This is a genomic window from Candidatus Nitrospira neomarina, from assembly GCF_032051675.1.
GTDB classification, from domain to species: domain Bacteria; phylum Nitrospirota; class Nitrospiria; order Nitrospirales; family UBA8639; genus Nitrospira_E; species Nitrospira_E neomarina.
The window spans coordinates 3,204,909-3,225,490 of sequence record NZ_CP116968.1 but is presented as its reverse complement, the minus strand read 5'-3'; the positions used below and the strand labels follow the sequence as shown (position 1 = coordinate 3,225,490).

Genomic DNA, 20,582 nt, shown 5'->3' with positions numbered 1-20,582 from the left:
AATGGCTGAGCGCATCTTGGTGGTGGATGACGACAAGGGAGTTCGGGAAGCCTTGTCAGAGTTCTTGCTATCATTGGGTTATACCGTCATCATGGCCGAAAATGGTGAAGAGGCCCTGAAACAATATCGTAAGGGTGACTTTGATGTAATAATGGCGGACTTGATTATGCCCAATATGGATGGCATGGAATTGTTGAGGCGTATCCGGGAGGTTAAAAATGATGAGGTGATTTTTCTGATGATCACTGGACATCCCTCCATTGGCACAGCTGTGGAGGCTATTAATCGTGGGGCCGATGATTATATTACCAAACCCTTCCATCTCGAGGACGTCAGGTTGCGGGTAACGAAAGCGTTGGAAAAACAAACCCTAAAAGGCCGCTTAAAAACAGCGCAAGGCTTGGCCTGGGGTTTAATGTTGTCCATTCCTCTTTGGCTCTTATTGGGGATAATTCTGGTTATCCTGTTCAAAGGATAATCGCTGTTTCCTTCAGTGGTTTTTGTGTGGTCATGGCTCAATCGCCAATCCCAAATTCATTGTGAGTCTGTTGTCGTGGTTCATGCGGGTCTTACTGTGTGTTTTGGGTATGGTGGTGTTCAGTGCAAGCTCTCTTCAAGCCATTGGCGGCCATATCACTGAAGATCCCACCAAAATTTTACAGAAATATCTTTCCCTCGATAAAAAAGGGGTTCGGTTGGAGGCGCATTCCTGGCAGGTGGTGAGACCCTTTGTGGCCTGGCTGGAAGAACCGGTCTGGGGACACGTAGTCGTGATTTCTGGATATGATGTGGTGGACGATGTGTCGCAATGGGAAGTTATTAATGGGTTAGAGGCCAAAATACCCGTAATCTTCGAGGTGTTTGGAACGATGCACTGGGAACGAGCAACGTTTGTGACCAATCCACATCGTGAAATACAATATTTTCATCTGAAGGCGGTTGGGGACCGGTGGCAAATTGTTGGGCCTCAATTGCCTCCACATGTGGGCCGTCAACGTCTGGTCGATTTTGTTCGTTGGGCGGAGTTAAATGAATCTGGGCCGGAAAGAAAAAATCTGCTCAATTCTTTGATACAACAATTAGAGCTTACAAATGAGAAAGATGTTCAAAAATGACTACATGGCGTGCGGAAGTGTTGTTCTTTGACTTTGACGGAACTTTGATCGATTCGAAAATAGATATTGCCACCTCGGTAAACCTTACGCTAAGGGATTTGGGATTGGCCTTACGATCACGGGAAGAAATATTTAGTTTTGTGGGTGACGGGGTGAAGCGGCTATTGCGGTTATCGGTGGGAGAAGAAAATTTTGATCAATATGAAAAAGCCTTGGAGATTTTTCGGAAACATTATCTAGAGCATTGCGTGGAAACCACACGGTTTTACCCTGGGATTTGGGAAGTGCTTCATCATTATCAGGACCGAAGAAAAGCTATTGTGACCAACAAGTCTTTGGAGTATACCCTTTCAATTGTGGATGGGTTACATGCCCAGGATCTCTTTCATCATGTTGAAGCTCCTCGAGATACGATGGAATTGAAACCAGAACCTGTAATGTTGTTGCGGGCACTTGAGGGATTGGGGGTCGATCCCTCTGATACGGTGATGATTGGGGATAGTACGAATGATGTTCGAGCAGCTCAGGCGGCGGGCATTCGAGCTTGTGCCGTAGGGTATGGATATGGAAATCGAGAAAAAGTTGCAGCACTACGGCCTGACTTTTATTGTGAAAATCCGAAAGATCTTCTTGGGTTGTTTTAATTCCTCCCACCTCTAATTCATTTCTGCGAGTGACAGCATACAGGAAAAGTGGCTAGGTCACCCCGTGATTTTTTCTAGTTGTGGCCAACCAAGGAATTCTTTTATGATCCATTGATATTTTTGATGGCTAACTACATTTTTGATTCATAATCACCAGAAGAGGTCTTGATGGCGCAGCCGGTTGTTACCTGTTTGGACATGGAAGGAGTGTTATTTCCTGAGATCTGGCTAGCTTTGGCGGATAAAGTCGGGATACCAGAGCTACGTCTCACCACCAGGGATGTTGCGGATTATGATGTCTTAATGAAAAAACGACTGGAAGTCCTGAAAGCGCATCGCATTACTCTTCGGGATATTCAGGAAGTTGCCAATACGATTTCTCCCCTTCCGGGCGTTCCTGACTTTATTGCCTGGCTGCGTGAACGATGTCAAATTATTATCTTGTCGGACACGTATTATGAGTTTGTCGGATCACTTATGAAGAAGCTCGAATTCCCTACGATTTTTTGTCATACATTGGGAGTTGATTCCCATGGGTTTATTACGGATTATTTCTTGCGCCAACATGATCAAAAGCGACATGCTGTCAGTGCATTAAAAGGTATCGGGTTTAGAGTCTTGGCCGGAGGAGACTCCTATAATGATGTTTCGATGTTAAAGGAAGCCGACGCCGGATTTTTTTTCTGTCCTCCTGATTCAATTATCCAGGAATTTCCCCAATTCCCTGTAGCTCGTTCGTATGCAGAATTCCAGGAGCACCTGGGTCGGGCAGGCGGGTTCCCTTCCTGACCTGGTCATGCTGGGTAGGTTTGAATTTCCTTCCCCCCATGTTTCGTTCAAGAGGCCGCTGGCTAATGCCAAAATTTATGAAGAGATTTCTGAGGGAAGCATTGTTGCGTTTCCAAATTGTACTTGCTAGATGTATGGCGTTTTATGAGTGGCTGAAGAAGGGTGCTGATGATAAAGGGGAAAGATGTTCAAAGAATCATTTTTGAAGAAATAAGAGATGTAATCCTCAAAAAATTGCCAGAAAATTTTTCTGGATCCTCTAGGGCTGTTGGCTGCAAAGTTTTTATGCCAAGAGCACTGACAAACTTGAAAGGAGCATTTACATGGGGGTCTCTCGCATTCGCCTGTCTCTAATGGTAATGGTATTGCTCTGTCTCTCTGCCGTAACCGGCTGTCTTGGGAAGCGGGAGTGGCAATACCCCCCGGCCTCTACGGGGTCATTTCTGAATGAAAAAGCCGCCGCGCCCATCCCGGCAAAAGCCATTGTTCTTCCCTTAGAAGATTTGAGGGGAAACGAGGTAAAAGAGGAATATTGGAAGGCCGCCATCCCTCTAGTTCCCTATGGAGACACACGATATCAACGCCCTGAGGCCGCACCCAACCCTGAAGAGGTCGATGTCGTCAAATTTGATCCGGCTAATGATCTGGCCCAATCCATCGTTGCGGAATTAAGGCATGCAGAAATTTTTTCCTCGGTTGATTTTGCCAAAGATGAAGGACAACACCCGGCGGATTTGGCCTTTCGAGGTCGTCTCCGTTCTACTGACTGGAGCCGTCGATTATACTCGTATCTATTAGCTCCCGTGGGAGTAGTTTTTTGGATGTTAGGCCTTCCTATGAGTGAAACCACCACTGCTCTGGAGCTTGATCTTCGATTAACACCCCTGAATGATCCGTCGAAGGTGTTATGGAACATGACAATGGAATTTGAAGGGAAGCAGCTTGATGGACCATATTATGGTCTTGAGAATGCTGTCGAAAGTTATCCTGAAGCTATGCAAGAGGCCTTAAAACCCGCAATTGCAGATTTAATTGGCTTGGCCAACGAGGACCCAGCCCGCCTAATGCCACGCTAAGTGATTGAAATTATTGCCATGTAAAGTATCGAAAAAAAATATGAAATATCTGGTTGATATTTGGTAAGCAGAAGATTATTTTAAGCTTCAGGAATTGAAAAAACGGCCGATAATGATTAGGAAACACTGATATCTTGCAAGGACGTTCGTTGTCGTCTCTCATGAATTTATGAGATCTTTTTCTTTCATTCAAGAATTCAGGCACTTGGTGGTATTTTTATATGGAAGAAATGGTCGTAATGGTGACGGTAGGTTCTGAGGGAGAGGCTATAGGACTGTCAAGAATTTTGGTGAAGAACGGATTAGCCGCCTGCGTCAATATCATTCCAGGCGTGCGATCAATTTTTCATTGGGATGGGAAAATTGCTGAGGAACAGGAATTTTTGCTATTGGCAAAAACTGTGAGACGGTCGTATGACCAATTGGTTACCATGGTGAAAGCCAATCATAGTTATGAGGTTCCTGAAATCATTGCTCTCCCTATTCAGTTTGGAAGCGAAGAATATTTAGCCTGGATTCGAGATTCAACCAAGAGTCGAGTCGGCATGACTGAAGAGTAAGGGAAAGTGTTTTGGGCTCAATGTCTGCATGAATGAAAACCTTGATGCTCTTAATTTTATAATTTAGGTGAATTATGAAAGAGTCTGAAGATACGTTGACGGTCATAATCTTTCGTGGGGCCCGCTCAAATCCCTGGCGTCTAAAATTCCGAAAATCTCTTGTGAAGTATGGAATGATTGTGGGGTTAGTGTTGCTGCTCGTTCAGGGTGGGGTTATTACCCATTATGTTTACCAGTGGAGCCAACTGAGTGAATTAGGCGAAATAAAACAGGAATTAACGACCTCGCGTGCTCGAACCAGTAATTTTTCAACCGAAGTAGATGGAATGAAAAAGCGGATGTTAGCGCTAGAGACCCTTAATCGGAAGCTCCAAACCATGTTTGGTCTTGAGGCGGATGAGATTCAGGGGTTGCCTTCTGGTCTACCTGGGCAGGGGGGAGAGGAACTGCCATATGAGGAGATGCCATACGATGGGGTCCAAGAAGAGGCGTCTTGGGAGTTAAAGACTTCAATTGAAAAAATCGGGACGTCCCCTGAGGTCTCTGGTTTAAATTCGACCATGGACCGAAAAATAACCGAGATTAAGGCTGGACTAGAGTGGCTAAATCAACAAACTGAATTGGAAAGTCAAATTCTGGAAGAGCTTTCTGCCGCAGCCCAGCAAAAAGCCGATCAATGGGCATCTATTCCTTCCATCTGGCCAGTTAAAGGCGCTTTAACCTCAAAGTTTGGTCCACGGGTCTCCCCCTTTACAGGTAAAAAAGCCTTGCATGCAGGTATTGATATTGGTGCTCCTACTGGTACTGAAGTTCGTTCTCCTGCAGCGGGGAAAGTTGTTGTAGCTGCCTATGATGGGCGTATGGGAAAATTTGTTCGTATTGACCATGGTTACGGCATAGAAACGACCTATGGTCATATGTCTAAAATTAATGTGAAATATGGGGATAAAGTTCAAAGAGGGGATCTTGTCGGTCTGGTCGGGAGCACGGGAAAGTTTTCTACGGGACCCCATCTTCACTATCAAGTGGCTGTGAATGATAGGGTTGTAGATCCTATTCATTACATTTTGGATTAGCCTGCCATTTCAGGCCTTGGAGATTTCTTAGATATCCACAAGGTCTCTTCGTGATTTTTTTTTGCTACACTTCCACTTTCACCTTCTTTTCTAAAATCTGGGACAAAAGACCTAAGCCGTTTCGTTCGAGACTGGGTCTTCTTTTATAGAGGGTGGGCCTTCTTTTGTGTTGAATTATCTATAGGGATTGCATAGATTAACCTTGAAGATGTTGGGGAATTTTTGTTTTGTGGAAAAACTAAAAAAATCCTCAGGACATTCAAGTAAATATTATTGGAAATTTAAGTTTATGAGTTAAATTGACAATAATTTGTTTTCTTTGTTAATTTCTTGTTTGGTTGGGGTATTTTACCTAGCCGAAAGTTGGTTCTAAAAATGATGGTGATGACATTTGCTTTTAACCAAGGAGGAGGCCCGATATGAGTCTCGATTACGTAAAATTCACGCCCGGTTTCGGAAAATTTATGCCAAAAGAATATAGGGATATGGTCGAGCATGGTCCATTTGGGAAAAAAACATCTGTTTCGCAAGTGGGAACATTTAAGGAGATTTTAGAGGAACATCCTATGTGTGCAGGATGCGCGATGACCTTGTTTATCCGATTGGCTATTATTGCATTCCCTAATCCAGAAGACACGATTACAGTTGGTACTGCAGGATGTGGACGACTAGCCATTTCTCAGGCAGCTATTCCTTTTGTCTATGGAAATTACGGCGATCAAAATGGGGTGGCCAGTGGATTGTCACGCGGACTTCGCTTGAGATTTGGAGATCGCCCTAAAGATGTTGTTGTGATGGCGGGAGATGGTGGAATGGCAGACATTGGCTTTGCTCAGACTTTGCATTCCTGGTTTCGAAAAGAAAAATTCACGACCATCATGTTGGATAACGAAGTTTATGGGAATACCGGTGGTCAAGAAAGTGGCATGACCAACAAGGGTCAAGTTTTGAAGATGGCGCCCTTAGGGAAAAAATTTGAAAAGATGGATATGTTAGGAATGGCCAAGGTTGCCGGGTGTGCGTATGTGGCGACAGTGGTTCCCAATAACCCAAGAAGAGTGGAAAGTGTCATTAAAAAGGCGGTCTTGATTGCACGAGAAGTTGGCCCAACGTATATCCAAGCCTATACCTCATGTAATATTGAATATGCGATTCCAACAGATAAAGTGATGGAAGATGCCAAAGATGTCGAGAATGATCGTTATGCATTTTCTGAATATCTTACAGACGAAGCCAAGCAGTATTTAGGGGAACTGTATGGGTACAAAGAATATCTACCGAAGCCTGCAGCTGCAGTAACAAAAGGGTAGTTTTCCCTGCAAAAGTTTGCGTGCTTGGTTGGGATGCTCTTAAAGGTATGAAAATGGAGGAGGTTGAAAATGGCTATTCGTTATAACATTCGTATGGCAGGCGTTGGTGGTCAAGGTGTGGTGACTGCATCCCACATATTTAGCACAGCGGTCATTAATGCTGGTGGCGAGAGCACCATCGTTCCGTTTTATGGGTCTGAAAAGCGAATGGCTCCCGTAGAAAGTTATGTTCGTGTTTCAAATGAACCGATTTATGAAATTGGAGAAATTACCTTTCCCCATATTCTCATGGTCTTTCATCCACAGTGCATTACCCATGGAAAGAGCTACACGAATCCATTTTATTATGGATTAAAAAAAGAGGGAGTCGTTCTTATCAATAGCAACACCCCCATGAATCTTGAGCCGGATCAAGCTGCCGAATTGAAAGACCTAGGTGCAAAAATATATTACCTCCCAGCTACCCAAATGTCTCTAGATGTGGCGGGAATTGATTTGGCCACCAACATGGCGATGGTAGGAGCCATTGGCGCGATTACGGGACTTTCGACTATCGAGGCCACAGGAGAGGCTGTGAAAGATCGATTTCTCGGAAAGGGCTTTGTGGTGTCAGGTGGAACTGCTGCATTGGATAGTGTGGTGGAAAGAAAGTTTAAAAAGAAGGCAGAATTGATTGAGAAAAACTTAGCGGTAGTAAAGGCTGGTTGGGATTACGCTGTCGATAATGGATGGACATTGGGAGCGTCCTCAATGGCGGACCAAACAACCAGTGCAGCAAATAAAGCAGCAAAGGCGTCGGTCTAAAAACGAAAAAAAGAAGGAATTGAAAGGGGAGAGCAATGTATCTTGTTGCAAATATAGATATAGATATTTGTGCTGCAACCAGCTGTAAGTTGTGCACACAGTACTGCCCGGAGGCCAACACAATTCAGTATGATACGGAGGCGGGAAAGGACAGGGGTTTAAAGTATGGGTCGGCTTATGTCGCCGTTGATCGTTGTAAAGGTTGCGCACAATGTGTGTGGGTGTGTGACAATATGGCCAAACATCATGCCATTAAAATGGAAATGATCGATCAAATAGGGGATGCGGCACTTACTGAAAATATTTCATACTTGGAAAAAAATACCAAAGCGGTTCTTGCTAGTCCGCTGAGGGGATAATCTAATAACAGTTTTTTATTCTCCAGTCATCTCATACTCATCAATCGGAGTCCAACGTGGAATTAACGAAAGAGTTAGAAGAAGCAATCGTGGCCCCAGGGCCACAAGGTTTCCATCCACCATCTGCAGCGGAGCTTGGTGTCCTGACGCCTGAACAAGGGTACGGTTTGAAGTTTGGCCATGTTGTTGCGGAAGAGCTGGCAATGGAAGCCATGGCGCGTACGATGTTGACTCGAAAGAATGCAACCATTTTCCCTGGTCCGATGGTTTTGTGGAATTGGAATGATCATGCGGCCGATAAGGCTAGGGCTGTATTAGAGCTAGCAGCGCAATTACCCGATGTGCTCGTCATTCCCATGCCGGATTATCGTCCCAAGTACCCCAAAGTTGAACCGGAGGAAGTGATCAATCCGAATCATCCCAATCTGACAATATGGGGAAATAAGATTGAAGCCTGTATTTTTATCGGAGTCCATTGTCACTATGCTAACCTGACTCTCAAAATGATTCGAGCTGGAACCAATTGCTGGACATCTGCTATTTGTGCGGAACAAGGGCATGAGGATGCCATGTTTACAGTTCGAGATTCTGATGCTGCAAAGATCCGAAGGGTTGCAGCAGTTTTTAAGCGGGTACGAGAAGAAATGGGGATAAAATTACCAGAAAGTGGCAATAATGTTCGTTTTACTGGACTACAGTCCAAAGTCCACGGTGGCAAAACACACACCAATCCTTTGGATTTTAGTATTGAAAGCCCGGTTGATGGAAACGCCGCAGCGTTTGGCCATAAAGCTGAACATATGAAAAAGGAAGCATGAGTATATTTGTAAATTTTCATTCAAGTAATAAGGGGGTCAAACCATGAGCGAAGCCCTTGAATCAGAAGTTAAAACCAATCCCCAAGGTGATCCAATTACGAGTGCGCCGGCTGCACCATCGGTTGATAGCGGAAAGGGAAGAAAGGATCCTCATGGAGAAGCCAAGCGCCAGAGGGTTGTCTCTCCAGAGTATATGTTTTTTGAGGCTCCCCGTGAACGGGAATTTATTACCGGGAGTGAATGTGCAAAAGAGGCGGTGAGGCGCTCAAATGTAGATATGTCCGTGGCCTATCCCATTACTCCTCAAAGCGAAACCTTGCAATTAATCGGAGTCTTGTATGGGGAAGGGTATGTGAAGGAATTCTATCGAGGTGAGGAAGAATATGGCGTCATGTCGGCAATTGCTGGCGCTTCCCGTGCAGGTGTTCGAGCTTTTACGGCCACAGCTGGTCCCGGAACATTGCGAGGTCTTGAGCCCATTGTCTCATGGGCAGGTCACCGCCTTCCCGCTGTTTGCATGTTTACGTGCAGGGTCGTGAATGCTCCATTGGCTATCCAACCTGATAATATTGAAATTGCCTACCTTTTAAATAGCGGAATGTTGGTCTTTCATGCGGAAAATCAACAGGATCTGTTCGACTTTATCATGAAGGGTTTTATCATCAGCGAAAAAAATGATGTGACCCTTCCGGTGGGTGTCTGTTGTGATGGTTTTTTTGTGACTCATGCTCGAGGGTATTGTGCGATGCAGGATCGTGGTCTCAAGCTCCCGCCTCGAGACCCTTACCGAGGGTCGGTCCCGGTCTTAGATGCGGAGAACCCGCCAGCTCGATTGTCCCGTGATGCTCCAGTGCAAAAATCTAATTTTATGGCCTACAACATTCATGCGGTGTGGCAGCAGGAAGTGTGGGCTGGCGTAGAACGTTCACGGAAATATATTAATCAATATATGGATGGATTGTTAGAAGCTCAGGATGTGGAAGATGCAGATGTTCTTCTTATTGCTTCGGGGAGTGCTGCGGCACAATCCCGCGAAGCGGTTCGTCAATGTAAAGAGAAAGGCATCAAGGCAGGATTAATCAAAATTCGTTCCTTGCGACCTTTCCCAACAAACGAACTAAGAGAGCTGTGTGGCAAAGCCAAGCTTATTGTTATTCCGGAATTTAACTATGTCGGATGGTTGGCCAAAGATGTGGCTACGGCAATTTATGGTTTCTCCAATGCAAAGATTGTGGCCGGCCCACATGTTTACGGCGGGATGTCCATGCCAGTAGAGATGATTACGGATGAAGTGGAATGTGGTTTAACCGGTAAGAAGTCGAACACGGTTCCAGAGTCTCATATTATGGGAACGGTGGATCCAGCAGCGGTTGCTCATTTTATGAAGAGCATTTAGAATCAGTAAAGTAGCCAAGATAGGAATACCAAAAGCCCGTCCCAAGAATAATTGGGGCGGGCTTTTCTTTGCCATCAGGAAAAATGAGGATTGATAAAGGGAGAGGCTGTCGGTTACTACAAGCTCCTGATAAAGTAAAAGGTCTATTAGATGATCGTTTCTTCTGCCGGGCCAATCATCTTGGTTACCAATGATGATGGAATAAATGCTCCTGGTATCAAGGTGTTGGCTGAGGCTCTGAGCCCATTAGGGGAAGTTTGGGTTGTGGCCCCAGAGAAAACCCAAAATGCCGTTGGGCGGTCGATGACATTGCATAAACCATTAAGACTGCGTCCTCTGAAAAAACGATGGTATGCCGTTAATGGGACCCCAGCGGATTGCGTGACACTAGCCGTGTGTCATCTTCTACCGGCGTGCCTGCCAAAATTGGTGGTATCAGGTATCAATAATGGATGGAATTTGGGTGATGACGTTACTAATTCCGGAACGGTTGCCGGAGCTATTGAAGGTATGCTTCATGGTATCCCTTCTATTGCCATTTCCCTGGAAGACTTACCAAAATGCCAATATGCCGTCGCAGGCCATTTTGCCTTTTTGGTTGGCAAACGGGTTTTAGAATGTGGGCTTCCTGAAGAAACCATATTGAACGTGAATGTTCCGAGTCGTCGATTGGAGAACATTGCCGGTATTCAAATAACCTGTTTGAGCCAGCGACGTTATCTCAATCCCGTAGTCGAAAAGACAGATCCGAGGGGTAATCGATATTTTTGGATTGCGGGACAACGAGAATCATGGGCTAGAGGTAAGCATTCTGATCATGACGCCGTTTCCAATCAAATGGTTTCAATTTCTCCACTTCATTTGGATTTGACCGATTATTCTGCCATGCAGGAGCTGAAGGGGTGGGAGAAGTCTCTTTTTCCCTCAAAACAATCCCTGCGAAAACCAATCAAAAGTTCTGGGAAAGGTAAGCGATCTCCAGTAAAACCAAAACGTCTATAAGAGACTGATAACCAGCAACTTCTACTGAAAAATTATGGAATTGGGCAAACAATTATACGAGTGGATGTTATCGTGGTCTGACTCTCCCTATGGAGTCCCGGCCTTGTTCTGTCTCGCTTTCGCCGAATCTTCATTTTTCCCACTGCCTCCTGATGTGTTAGTCATTGCGCTTACTTTTGGCAATCCAAGCCTGGGCTGGTGGTACGCAACGGTTGCGACAATCGGATCTGTGCTTGGAGGAGCTTTTGGATATGGAATCGGATGGTTTGGGGGTCGGCCTCTTCTGCTTAAATTTATGGGGCAAGCCAGAATGGATTTGGTGCATCAGTATTTTCAACGGTATGAAGCCTGGGCCATTCTCATCGCAGGGTTCACCCCCATTCCGTACAAAATTTTTACCATTGGGGCTGGAGCGTTTTATGTGAACTTTCGAACATTTATGGTGGCCTCACTTATCAGTCGGGGCGGTCGGTTTTTTCTGGTTGCAGGTGCTATCCAATTCATGGGCCCATGGGTCAAAGAACTCATAGAGAAGTATTTCAACTTATTTTCCATCATCTTTGTGGTGATGTTGGTTCTTGGATTTTGGCTGGTCCAACATCATGGGAAAAGAATCACACATCCCACACCCACTCGAGAACAGTAAGCCATGCCTCTCACCCTGTATAACTCCCGAACAAAAAAGAAAGAACTGTTTCTCCCGCTGACGCCGAATCAGGTTAAGATGTATGTTTGCGGAGTCACGGTATATGATGATTGTCATCTTGGACATGCCAGGAGTGCGTTAGTTTTCGATACCATCAGGCGGTATTTGGAGTACAGCGGTTACCAGGTAACCTATGTCAGAAATTTTACCGATGTGGACGATAAAATTCTCCAACGAGCTCACAAAGAAGGTATTCCCTGGACTCAGGTGACGGAAAAATATATCGAAGCCTTTTATCGCGACATGGGGCGGTTGGGAATAATTCCCCCTACAATAGAGCCTCGGGCGACTCACCATATCCAGGATATCGTGGACATGATTGCCGGATTAGTTGAGAAGGACGTTGCCTATGAGGTGGAAGGTGACGTGTATTTTGAAGTCAGAAAGTTCAGTCAGTATGGCCAATTATCCGGTAGGAATCTGGAAGAATTATTGGCCGGTGCTCGCGTTGAAGTCGACCATCGGAAAAAAGATCCCATGGATTTTGCTCTCTGGAAATCAGCAAAGCCGGATGAGCCAGGATGGGAGAGCCCTTGGGGTAAAGGTCGACCGGGATGGCATATCGAATGTTCGGCCATGTCGATTAAGCACTTGGGTCCAACATTCGATATCCATGGGGGAGGAAAGGATCTCATTTTCCCTCATCACGAAAATGAAGTGGCTCAGTCCTGTGCCTACACGGGAAAAGAGTTTGCCCGGTATTGGATTCACAACGGGTTTGTGACGATTGATCAAGAGAAAATGTCCAAGTCCTTGGGGAATTTTTTCACGATTCGAGAGATCTTTGAGAAGTCACCGTATTCAGAAATCGTAACCGGGGAATGTCTTCGCTATTACCTCCTCTCCACGCATTACCGGAGCGATATCAATTTTTCGAATCAGTCGATTGCCGAGGCTAAAGCCGCATTGGATAGTGTGTATGGGTTAATTCAGCGCCTGGAGGAAGAGGGGACATCCAATGTTGCTAGTCCCGTGTTTGTGGGAGACCATGATCTGAATTCACTTCTTGAAGGCCTTGCCCAAAAATCTGAGGAGGCGATGGACGATGATTTCAATACTCCAAAGGTGCTTGCCGCCTTTCATGAGTTTCGAGGGGTAGTCAACAAGTTGTTAGCGAAAGGTTTATCCCATAATACGAAACAAAAAGTTAAGGAAATTTTCAGAAAACTTGGGAAGCCTCTTGGATTGTTCCAAATTTCTCCAGATATTTGGTCTGGAAAACTAAGAGTAATTGAGACTTCTGAAGAAATTCCCGCGAAATTTTCCGAAAGCCTGGAGATTACTCCTCTGGATGAATCAGAATTTATTGAAAAACAAGTTCGTCTTCGCAATGAAGCCCGTGCTCAGAAAGATTTTTCTACCGCTGATACCATCAGAAATGAATTAGCCGAACAAGGCATTATCCTGGAAGACCGACCCGATGGCACCACACGATGGAAGCGATGAATCCCCCGCAACGGTGTACGGGTTTCATGCGGTTCTAGAATCTCTCCACTCGCAGTCTCGGCCCGTCCAACGAATTTGGACTCTTCGAGCTGATGGCCGATTTCTTCCCATTGTAAAACTGGCAAGGGAACGCGGTATTTCCCTGGCGGTCGAATCAAGGGAGCGATTAGATCGCTTAGCTGGTGATCGACATCATCAGGGCGTGGTGGCTCAGATTTCCGCCAAAGAGTATCTGGAGGGAGAGGAGTTTCTGGACCAACTTTCTCTTAACCCTATCCCTGCTTTATTAGTAGTGTTAGACCAAATCCAGGATCCACATAATCTAGGCGCGATTATCCGTTCGGTAGAGGCGGCCGGTGGAGATGGGATTGTCATCCCCAAGCATCGTGCCGTGGGTCTGACGGGTGGAGTGGCCAAAGCATCGGCTGGAGCTTTAGAGCATGTCTCCATTGCCCGTGTAGCTAATACGGGAAAGTTTCTTGAAACATGTCAGAAGCGGGACATCAGGACTGTAGCATTAGTCCCGGAAGGAGTTGAATCCTATTCAGAGGTAGACTTCACAGAACCCGTTGCGCTGGTGTTTGGAAGTGAAGGAGAAGGCATCCGGCCGATTGTGCTAAAAAAATGCGATCAACAAGTTAGGATTCCAATGTTTGGAAGCATGAACTCGCTCAACTTGTCAGTTGCCGTAGCAGTGACGCTCTTTGAAGCAGTTCGGCAACGGACTCGGAAACCATAAGAGCCATGGGGAAATTATTTTATCTGAATCAGGCCTTCCTGAATTGCGGCATTGAGCAGTTGGGCGGCATTAGAAACCCGAACCTTCTTCATCATATTGGCCCGGTGGGCTTCAACCGTTTTGACGCTAATTTTCAATTGCTGTGCAATCTCTTTATTCTTCAATCCTGACCAGATGAGTTGCAGGATTTCTTGCTCGCGTTGAGTCAGGGCCTCTGGGCGTTTTCGCTTAATAGGTGGCATGTCCAATTTGTCCGATTTTAGTTGGTTGGTCATGGGTACCTCAGGCATTTCCTCTAGGCGAATTATCTAAGGGAGAATATCAGGTCATTTTAGGATTGTAAACCGAAAGAATACGTAAACTCACCCTAGTCGAATTAACTACGGAATATGTGACTTATATGTCTCACTGGATTGTTTGGCCGAGCGTCTTTATTCTGGGAACGATCATTGGGAGTTTCTTGACGGTATGTGTGCATAGGGTGCCAAAGGGACAATCGGTAGTGGCTCCTCGGTCGACATGCCCCCATTGCGGCAGCCAGATTTCCTGGTACGACAATGTTCCACTTTTGAGTTTTATCTGGCTACTAGGGAGGTGTCGAGCTTGCCATGCCGGTATTCCGCGAAGATACCCCATTATTGAGTTGGCAAATGGCTTAGGTTATCTCCTGGTGGTCTGGCGGTTTGGGCTCACGTGGCCCACGATCGTGTATGCGGGATTGGTGTCGGTGTTCCTTGTGGTGGCTTGGATTGATTGGGACCACAAAATTATTCCGGATGTGATTACCTTACCTGGAATTGTAGTTGGCTTTTTGTGCGCATCCTTTCTGCTACCGACGGGCTGGGTCAATTCGCTTATCGGTCTATTGGTGGGAGGGGGGATTTTACTAGCTCTCGCCTGGGTCAGTCCCTTCTTGTTCGGGAAAGAAGGTATTGGAGGTGGTGATATTAAGTTTTTGGCTATGGTTGGAGCCTTTTTGGGGTGGCAGCAGGCCATTCTTATCCTGATGGTGGGATCAGTGGTGGGAGCGGTTGTCGGGATAATATTGCTGGCCACGAAGGTCCTTGAAAAAGGTCAATATATTCCTTTCGGACCATACTTAGCGCTTGGCGGTCTGATCGCGGTGGTGTGGGGAACGGAGATATGGCACTGGTATTTTCATGGCTTGTTATAAGTACTCAACGAATTCAGCAAGGCAGGTGCGATCACACGGAGCCGGTTCAAGACGTTAGTCTAACAGGGACAAGACGATTAAAGAGATCTCTTTTGTGTGCCAGAGGTTTTACCCTCACTGAATTAATCATCGTGCTTGGCATTATCGGGGTAGTCTTAATGTTAGCTCAGACCTGGTTGGTATCCCAGTTACCTCATTGGCGATTGAATGGAGCAGCCAGACAGGTGGCCTCTGACCTTTTAGGGTCAAAAATGAAGGCCGTGATGGAGCGGAATAGGCAACGAGTCTTCTTTCAGGATAATCATCGGTATGTGTTATTGGATGATGATAATAATAATGGAAAGTCCGACCCGGGCGAGCATCTTGTAGCTCGCGATATTCAGGAGAGTTTTCGAGATGTCATGATGACGGCCACCAACAATCCCTCCTTTCTGCCAAGAGGAACGGCGTCCAGCTTAGCTTCTATTACCCTGTCCAATTCAGCCGGAAAACGGATCATTACGGTTAGCATAACCGGACGGGTAAAAGTGAAGTCTTAATGAACATCATGATTCATGAGAGATATCGACTGACGAGTTGCCTGCGAGATCAACGAGGGTTCTCATTGTTAGAAGTGCTAATGGCCCTGGTGGTGGTTTTCCTGGCGCTCCTTGGATTTGCATCCTATTCCGTTGTCGCTCATACCGGCATGACCGCGAGTGAAAAAATGACCCGAGCCGTCACCCTCGCCCAGGAAAAATTGGAAGATGTGCGCCGGGATGGAGTGCCAAGTTCGTTAACCGGTACATGGACCACCACGGAACCCTATGGCTCCATTGATGGTGCGAGTCAACATCAACGGATGCTCACGATTCAACCGCATTTTCCAATATCCGGGTTACACACTGTCACGGTCGCAGTGCGGTGGGATCACGATGCACATACCACCACACTTACCACATATCTCACAAAGTAAAAGTGAATACGCAGATGCCACATGTTTCGATAGGGTCCCCACAGGGGTATACCCTCGTTGAGGTCGTGGTGGCCCTGAGCTTGAGTCTCCTGACAGTGAGTGTGGTCTATGCTCTGTATATTCAAGAACTCAAAGCCCAGGGTGTGCGAGAGCATATTTTGGACATGCAGCAACAGGCTCGCGTGGTGGTGGATTTGGTGACCAGAGAAATTTTGATGGCCGGTTATGATCCTCGCGGAGTGAATCGTGATTCCGATCTTACTAATGATTTTGAGGGGATTACGTATGATCCCCAAAAGCTCTCTATCAAGGCTGACTTAAATGGTAATGGTGTCACCGGTGATGCCAATGAATCGATTGTCTTTGTCTATGATGCCTCGACCCACATGCTCCGGCGAAATACCGGTGGAGGAAATCAACCATTTGGTGAGGATATTGAAGCGTTTGTCATAGCCTATCTTGATCAGGCTGGGAACCCGACCACAAATTCCAAAGCTATTCGACAAGTGAGAATTTCGGTGACAGCCCGAACGTCACAGCCTGATCCACACTATGCCAAAAACGGTGGATATCGAACGGTGACTCTCCATTCCCGAATCACGATGAGAAATGGCCAATCATGATCGGATTCACTAGCAAGGAAGGAATAAGGTCTTGTCATAATTCCATGGGTGGAGCGCTCATTGCAGCCTTGTTATTGGTCGCTATTTCCACAATTATGGGTGCGACGATTCTGTTTGCCACGTCAACCGATCTACAAATCAGTGGAAATTTCCGAAGGGCAATGGCTACCTTCTATGCCGCAGAGGCGGGCATCGCAGAAACCGTCGTTCGTTTAGGTGGATCTTCCTTGTCAAATCCAGGATATCTCGGCGATCCTTCTCCCATTCTGCAAGCAAATTGGTCCGCCTATGTGTTGTCCTCCCCTGAGTGGAAACCACAGTATGATCCTGAATATTCAGGGGGTTTCACCAACTATTTTCCTTTGAGTGGAAATCTCACCAATACGGCAGTTCTTCAAAATAGTGTGCAAACTGTTCTCCCTTACTGGACTAAAATTCGTCATAAAACCGAGTATGATGCGGAACAGGCGGGACACAGTTCTCTGACCCCTCACTATCAGGATGGGGATGGAACAGGCGCGACGCATTCAATAAATTATCGAGGTAGCCTTGTTTATTTTGGATTTCCATCAGAAAGTGAACTCATCCCCACGTCATTTACGTCAGCAAATCCAACTCCATATTCCCCCGTCGAAATCATCATCAGCCAGGGTCAGGTAGAAGGTGCCACGTCCCTGATTCAAGTGGAGGTTGCACACCCGTCTGGGCCGCCATTGTTGGCCGCCGTATATGCGAATAGTCAGGTCGTATTTGCTGGCGGAACCACAGCCGTAGAAGGATTTGATAATTGTGGGCTTCTGCCAGGAGGTCGACCCCCGGTGCAGTTGGGGCCTGCAGGTGCGTTGGCAGGAACCGCCACTTTCACAGGAAATCCCCCGACGCCACAAGTGGGCTCGGAATTCCTGGATTTAGTTAAGGCTTTAGATAGCCTCAAGGGAGGCGCTCAGGTCATTTCGGGAGATCTTGTCGGTATGAATCTTGGGACGCCTGGGGATCCTGCCTTATTGTATGCCGGATCGCTTGCAGGGAAATTTTCGAGCCCCCTTGTCGTTCAGAATCTCTATGGATATGGCATACTTTTGGTAGCGGGAAATCTAAACATTTCCGCGCCTTTTCATTGGGAAGGACTCATCATTGTCGCTGGACAAGTGACGTTTGATGGTGGAATTGGGAGTTCAGTCATTCAGGGTGCCCTCTTGGCAGACCAGTTGCAAATACTGAATGGCGAGGTGAAGATGACTCTGGATACCTGTCCGATCGCCGCGTCCCTTCGAGTACTTCCTGTTGCGACCCTCAGTTGGCAACAACTTCTCTAGACTCTATCAAGAATTTCTACTACTCGACTGAAAAATCTTAAGAAATTCGCATGCAAGGCTAACTCTCAATAATTCCTCCAACTTCCAGTTTCTAGTTGAGATGACTTTTTCAGGTAAAGTTTTTGCAAACTTCCCCTTTTTCCGCATCTTTCCTGAGACTTTTGATTCGTGGCGACATGGGTCCTTTGATTGATTGCAGAAGGGTGACACCATTCTTACAATAGTTTTCTTGTCACGGCATGGGGATTGGTTTACAAATTTCAATTTAACCGCCTGTAGAGTTCCCCATGGCGTGTGTGAGGCGAGTTCTTTCCAGGAAAAACGTGTTCTTAGTTAACTTTTTAACGGGGTAAATGCCATGAGTGTACAACCAGACATTATTTACACGAAAGTTGATGAAGCGCCTGAGCTGGCCAGCGGATCGTTTCTTCCAATCATTCAGTCATTTGCTAAAGCGGCAGGTGTGACCGTTGGAACCAAAGATATCTCCCTCGCGGGAAGAATTCTTGCGCAATTTCCTGACAAGCTCAAGCCTGAACAACGCCAGCCGGATGATCTGGCTCTTTTAGGCGAACTGGTTGAAAAGCCAGATGCCAATGTCATTAAATTACCAAACATCAGTGCATCGCTCCCACAAATCAAGGGTGCGATTGCTGAATTACAATCTCAGGGCTATGCGATCCCTGACTATCCTGAAGATCCTAAAAACGAAGAAGAAAAGGATATCAAAGCCAAATATGACAAAGTGAAAGGAAGCGCGGTCAATCCGGTGCTGCGGCAAGGAAATTCCGATCGTCGGGCTTCAGTCTCGGTCAAGCAATATGCCAAAAAGAACCCTCATAAAATGGGTAAATGGACAAAAGATTCCAAAACGCACGTGGCACACATGGCGGCCGGAGATTTCTTCGGCAATGAAAAGTCCGTCACCATAAACGAGAAAGCCGCTGGGAAGGGAAAAATTGAATTTGTGGCGGACGATGGTAGCGTTACCGTCGTGAAAGACAAATTAACCCTCAGTAAGGGTGATGTGCTGGATGCCAGCAAGATGAGCTGCCAGGCATTGCAGCAGTTCTTTAAAGAGCAAGTGGCGGATGCCAAGCAGAAGGGCATTTTGTGGTCGTTACATCTGAAGGCCACCATGATGAAAGTATCGGATCCCATCATGTTTGGTCATGCGGTGAGGGCATTCTTCGACGATGTATTTAAAAAGCACGAAAAAACGTTCGCTGAATTGGGCGCCAACCCGAATAACGGATTAGGTGACATTCTGGCCAAAATTAAAAATTTACCGGAGGCCAAAAAGAAGGAAATTGAGGCGGATATCCAGGACTGCCTCAAAAATGGACCGGCACTGGCGATGGTAGATTCCGACAAGGGCATTACCAACCTTCATGTGCCGAGTGACATCATTATTGATGCCTCCATGGCAGCTGCACTGCGAACCTCGGGAAAAATGTGGGGACCTGATGGTAAAGAACATGACATGAAAGCCATCATTCCTGACCGGAGTTATGCCGGTATCTATCAGGCGGTGGTCGATTTTTGCCGCGAAAACGGGGAATTCAATCCTTCCACAATGGGCAGCGTACCCAATGTGGGGTTAATGGCACAAAAAGCCGAAGAATACGGATCACATGACAAGACATTTGAATCCACAGGGAAAGGCGTAGTCAGAGTGCTGGATGGAACAGGGAATGTCTTGCTGCAACACGATGTCGAAAAAGGCGATATCTGGCGCAGTTGTTATACGACAGATGTTGCTATTAAGGATTGGGTCAAGCTGGCTGTGAACCGGGCCAGGAATTCTTCGACGCCGGTGGTATTCTGGCTCAATAAAAATCGGGCTCATGATGCCCAAGTCATTGAAAAGGTCAATCTCTACCTCAAGGATCATGATACGAAAGGGTTGGACATCCAAATTATGGCACCGGTGGATGCCATGAAGTTCTCACTCAAACGTGCGAAGGACGGCCATGACACCATTTCGGCCACTGGAAATGTGCTTCGGGATTATCTTACTGACTTATTCCCGATTTTGGAGCTGGGTACGAGTGCCAAAATGCTGTCCATCGTTCCACTCATCAATGGTGGAGGACTGTTTGAAACCGGAGCAGGAGGGTCGGCCCCGAAGCATGTACAGCAGTTTGTCAAAGAAGGGCATTTACGCTGGGATTCTCTCGGGGAGTTTCTCGCGTTAGCCGAGTCATTTTCCCATTTGAGCCAAAACAAAAATAACAAAAAAGCCAAAATTCTGGCAGAAACATTGGATCGGGCTACCGGAAAACTTATGGACAACCGGAAGTCCCCAGGACGTGAATTAGGGCAATTGGATAATGCCGGAAGTCATGTGTACGAGGCCATGTACTGGGCGCAAGAACTAGCCGCCCAGAACGATGATCAGGACTTGAAAAATCAGTTTGGCCCGATCGCAAAAGAGTTGGAGGCCAAAGTCGATTCAATTCTTGAAGAAATAAAAGCAGCGAAGGGGCGGCCTCAGGATATTGGCGGATATTATCGTCCGGATCCGGCCAAGGTGAAGGCCGCCATGTGTCCCAGCGCGACTCTCAATGCCATCTTAGGTCGCTTAGCCTAGGTTCTCAACGTAGGCTGATCTTCCGGTATTATTCTTATACTGGGGATGTGTGCAACGAGCCGGGTTCCAAACGGAGCCCGG

At 46.5% G+C, this 20,582-nt stretch carries 23 protein-coding genes; 22 read left to right on the top strand and 1 reads right to left on the bottom strand.

Going from position 1 to position 20,582, the window contains the following annotated elements:
- Position 1 precedes the first annotated feature (1 nt).
- The 16 genes from PQG83_RS13810 to rlmB all read left to right on the top strand — a co-directional run bounded on the left by PQG83_RS13810 (position 2) and on the right by rlmB (position 13,840).
- Positions 2–478: a sigma-54-dependent transcriptional regulator gene (locus PQG83_RS13810; protein ID WP_312742152.1), complete on the top strand. Its 477-nt coding sequence runs from the start codon at positions 2–4 to the stop codon at positions 476–478.
- A 70-nt stretch (positions 479–548) separates the two neighbouring features.
- On the top strand, positions 549–1,115 hold the full coding sequence (locus PQG83_RS13805; RefSeq protein ID WP_312742150.1) for a hypothetical protein: 567 nt from the start codon (positions 549–551) through the stop codon (positions 1,113–1,115).
- On the top strand, positions 1,112–1,759 hold the full coding sequence (locus PQG83_RS13800) for an HAD family hydrolase (protein ID WP_312742148.1): 648 nt from the start codon (positions 1,112–1,114) through the stop codon (positions 1,757–1,759). Before PQG83_RS13805 ends, PQG83_RS13800 begins: the two co-directional genes overlap by 4 nt.
- A 168-nt stretch (positions 1,760–1,927) precedes the next feature.
- On the top strand, positions 1,928–2,548 hold the full coding sequence (gene thrH / locus PQG83_RS13795) for a bifunctional phosphoserine phosphatase/homoserine phosphotransferase ThrH (RefSeq protein WP_312742146.1): 621 nt from the start codon (positions 1,928–1,930) through the stop codon (positions 2,546–2,548).
- Between the two features lie 323 nt (positions 2,549–2,871).
- Positions 2,872–3,624 carry a hypothetical protein gene (locus PQG83_RS13790; protein ID WP_312742143.1) on the top strand — a complete coding sequence of 251 codons (753 nt, stop codon included), beginning with the start codon at positions 2,872–2,874 and terminating at the stop codon, positions 3,622–3,624.
- Between the two features lie 221 nt (positions 3,625–3,845).
- Positions 3,846–4,184 carry a divalent-cation tolerance protein CutA gene (cutA, locus tag PQG83_RS13785; RefSeq protein WP_312742140.1) on the top strand — a complete coding sequence of 113 codons (339 nt, stop codon included), beginning with the start codon at positions 3,846–3,848 and terminating at the stop codon, positions 4,182–4,184.
- Positions 4,185–4,258: 74 nt separating this feature from the next.
- Positions 4,259–5,260, top strand: coding sequence for a M23 family metallopeptidase (locus tag PQG83_RS13780; protein WP_312742137.1), 1,002 nt, complete (start codon positions 4,259–4,261; stop codon positions 5,258–5,260).
- 419 nt (positions 5,261–5,679) lie between these two features.
- Positions 5,680–6,570, top strand: a complete 891-nt coding sequence (locus PQG83_RS13775; protein WP_312644825.1) for a thiamine pyrophosphate-dependent enzyme — start codon at positions 5,680–5,682, stop codon at positions 6,568–6,570.
- A 69-nt stretch (positions 6,571–6,639) separates the two neighbouring features.
- Complete coding sequence (locus PQG83_RS13770) at positions 6,640–7,374, top strand: 2-oxoacid:ferredoxin oxidoreductase subunit gamma family protein (protein ID WP_312749139.1); 735 nt, start codon at positions 6,640–6,642, stop codon at positions 7,372–7,374.
- A 35-nt stretch (positions 7,375–7,409) separates the two neighbouring features.
- Positions 7,410–7,733 carry a pyruvate ferredoxin oxidoreductase gene (locus PQG83_RS13765; protein WP_312742135.1) on the top strand — a complete coding sequence of 108 codons (324 nt, stop codon included), beginning with the start codon at positions 7,410–7,412 and terminating at the stop codon, positions 7,731–7,733.
- A 56-nt stretch (positions 7,734–7,789) separates the two neighbouring features.
- On the top strand, positions 7,790–8,551 hold the full coding sequence (locus PQG83_RS13760; protein WP_312742132.1) for a carbon monoxide dehydrogenase beta subunit family protein: 762 nt from the start codon (positions 7,790–7,792) through the stop codon (positions 8,549–8,551).
- Positions 8,552–8,594: 43 nt separating this feature from the next.
- On the top strand, positions 8,595–9,947 hold the full coding sequence (locus tag PQG83_RS13755) for a transketolase C-terminal domain-containing protein (protein WP_312742129.1): 1,353 nt from the start codon (positions 8,595–8,597) through the stop codon (positions 9,945–9,947).
- 150 nt (positions 9,948–10,097) lie between these two features.
- Entirely contained in the window at positions 10,098–10,949 is an 852-nt protein-coding gene (surE, locus tag PQG83_RS13750; RefSeq protein ID WP_312742126.1) for a 5'/3'-nucleotidase SurE, read from the top strand.
- Positions 10,950–11,013: 64 nt separating this feature from the next.
- On the top strand, positions 11,014–11,595 hold the full coding sequence (locus PQG83_RS13745) for a YqaA family protein (protein ID WP_312742123.1): 582 nt from the start codon (positions 11,014–11,016) through the stop codon (positions 11,593–11,595).
- Between the two features lie 3 nt (positions 11,596–11,598).
- Positions 11,599–13,101 (top strand): cysteine--tRNA ligase, encoded by a 1,503-nt coding sequence (cysS, locus tag PQG83_RS13740; RefSeq protein ID WP_312742120.1) that lies wholly within the window; start codon positions 11,599–11,601, stop codon positions 13,099–13,101.
- Positions 13,076–13,840: a 23S rRNA (guanosine(2251)-2'-O)-methyltransferase RlmB gene (rlmB, locus tag PQG83_RS13735; protein ID WP_312742117.1), complete on the top strand. Its 765-nt coding sequence runs from the start codon at positions 13,076–13,078 to the stop codon at positions 13,838–13,840. Before cysS ends, rlmB begins: the two co-directional genes overlap by 26 nt.
- Before the next feature lie 14 nt (positions 13,841–13,854).
- On the opposite strand, the gene PQG83_RS13730 is transcribed toward rlmB, so the two are convergent.
- Positions 13,855–14,115 carry a response regulator transcription factor gene (locus tag PQG83_RS13730; RefSeq protein WP_312742115.1) on the bottom strand — a complete coding sequence of 87 codons (261 nt, stop codon included), beginning with the start codon at positions 14,113–14,115 and terminating at the stop codon, positions 13,855–13,857.
- Positions 14,116–14,240: 125 nt separating this feature from the next.
- Here PQG83_RS13730 and PQG83_RS13725 point away from each other — a divergent pair, with 125 nt between their 5' ends.
- From PQG83_RS13725 to PQG83_RS13700, 6 genes are all read left to right on the top strand, one after another.
- A complete protein-coding gene (locus PQG83_RS13725) occupies positions 14,241–15,014 on the top strand; it encodes a prepilin peptidase (protein WP_312742112.1) in 774 nt (257 codons plus the stop codon).
- Between the two features lie 92 nt (positions 15,015–15,106).
- A complete protein-coding gene (locus PQG83_RS13720) occupies positions 15,107–15,553 on the top strand; it encodes a GspH/FimT family pseudopilin (protein ID WP_312742109.1) in 447 nt (148 codons plus the stop codon).
- 8 nt (positions 15,554–15,561) lie between these two features.
- Positions 15,562–15,969: a type IV pilus modification PilV family protein gene (locus tag PQG83_RS13715; protein ID WP_312742107.1), complete on the top strand. Its 408-nt coding sequence runs from the start codon at positions 15,562–15,564 to the stop codon at positions 15,967–15,969.
- A gap of 14 nt (positions 15,970–15,983) precedes the next feature.
- Complete coding sequence (locus PQG83_RS13710; RefSeq protein ID WP_312742104.1) at positions 15,984–16,592, top strand: PilW family protein; 609 nt, start codon at positions 15,984–15,986, stop codon at positions 16,590–16,592.
- 44 nt (positions 16,593–16,636) lie between these two features.
- Entirely contained in the window at positions 16,637–17,908 is a 1,272-nt protein-coding gene (locus PQG83_RS13705; protein ID WP_312742102.1) for a PilX N-terminal domain-containing pilus assembly protein, read from the top strand.
- A 358-nt stretch (positions 17,909–18,266) separates the two neighbouring features.
- A complete protein-coding gene (locus PQG83_RS13700; protein ID WP_312742100.1) occupies positions 18,267–20,501 on the top strand; it encodes an NADP-dependent isocitrate dehydrogenase in 2,235 nt (744 codons plus the stop codon).
- Positions 20,502–20,582: the final 81 nt, after the last annotated feature.

Bases quoted from the DNA above. Each gene is read 5' to 3' on its own strand.
- PQG83_RS13810 (WP_312742152.1), top strand. From the start codon at position 2: ATGGCTGAGCGCATCTTGGTGGTGGATGACGACAAGGGAGTTCGGGAA.
- PQG83_RS13800 (WP_312742148.1), top strand. From the start codon at position 1,112: ATGACTACATGGCGTGCGGAAGTGTTGTTCTTTGACTTTGACGGAACT.
- thrH (WP_312742146.1), top strand. From the start codon at position 1,928: ATGGCGCAGCCGGTTGTTACCTGTTTGGACATGGAAGGAGTGTTATTT.
- PQG83_RS13790 (WP_312742143.1), top strand. From the start codon at position 2,872: ATGGGGGTCTCTCGCATTCGCCTGTCTCTAATGGTAATGGTATTGCTC.
- cutA (WP_312742140.1), top strand. From the start codon at position 3,846: ATGGAAGAAATGGTCGTAATGGTGACGGTAGGTTCTGAGGGAGAGGCT.
- PQG83_RS13780 (WP_312742137.1), top strand. From the start codon at position 4,259: ATGAAAGAGTCTGAAGATACGTTGACGGTCATAATCTTTCGTGGGGCC.
- PQG83_RS13775 (WP_312644825.1), top strand. From the start codon at position 5,680: ATGAGTCTCGATTACGTAAAATTCACGCCCGGTTTCGGAAAATTTATG.
- PQG83_RS13770 (WP_312749139.1), top strand. From the start codon at position 6,640: ATGGCTATTCGTTATAACATTCGTATGGCAGGCGTTGGTGGTCAAGGT.
- PQG83_RS13765 (WP_312742135.1), top strand. From the start codon at position 7,410: ATGTATCTTGTTGCAAATATAGATATAGATATTTGTGCTGCAACCAGC.
- PQG83_RS13755 (WP_312742129.1), top strand. From the start codon at position 8,595: ATGAGCGAAGCCCTTGAATCAGAAGTTAAAACCAATCCCCAAGGTGAT.
- surE (WP_312742126.1), top strand. From the start codon at position 10,098: ATGATCGTTTCTTCTGCCGGGCCAATCATCTTGGTTACCAATGATGAT.
- PQG83_RS13745 (WP_312742123.1), top strand. From the start codon at position 11,014: ATGTTATCGTGGTCTGACTCTCCCTATGGAGTCCCGGCCTTGTTCTGT.
- cysS (WP_312742120.1), top strand. From the start codon at position 11,599: ATGCCTCTCACCCTGTATAACTCCCGAACAAAAAAGAAAGAACTGTTT.
- rlmB (WP_312742117.1), top strand. From the start codon at position 13,076: ATGGCACCACACGATGGAAGCGATGAATCCCCCGCAACGGTGTACGGG.
- PQG83_RS13730 (WP_312742115.1), bottom strand. From the start codon at position 14,115: ATGACCAACCAACTAAAATCGGACAAATTGGACATGCCACCTATTAAG.
- PQG83_RS13725 (WP_312742112.1), top strand. From the start codon at position 14,241: ATGTCTCACTGGATTGTTTGGCCGAGCGTCTTTATTCTGGGAACGATC.
- PQG83_RS13715 (WP_312742107.1), top strand. From the start codon at position 15,562: ATGATTCATGAGAGATATCGACTGACGAGTTGCCTGCGAGATCAACGA.
- PQG83_RS13710 (WP_312742104.1), top strand. From the start codon at position 15,984: ATGCCACATGTTTCGATAGGGTCCCCACAGGGGTATACCCTCGTTGAG.
- PQG83_RS13705 (WP_312742102.1), top strand. From the start codon at position 16,637: ATGGGTGGAGCGCTCATTGCAGCCTTGTTATTGGTCGCTATTTCCACA.
- PQG83_RS13700 (WP_312742100.1), top strand. From the start codon at position 18,267: ATGAGTGTACAACCAGACATTATTTACACGAAAGTTGATGAAGCGCCT.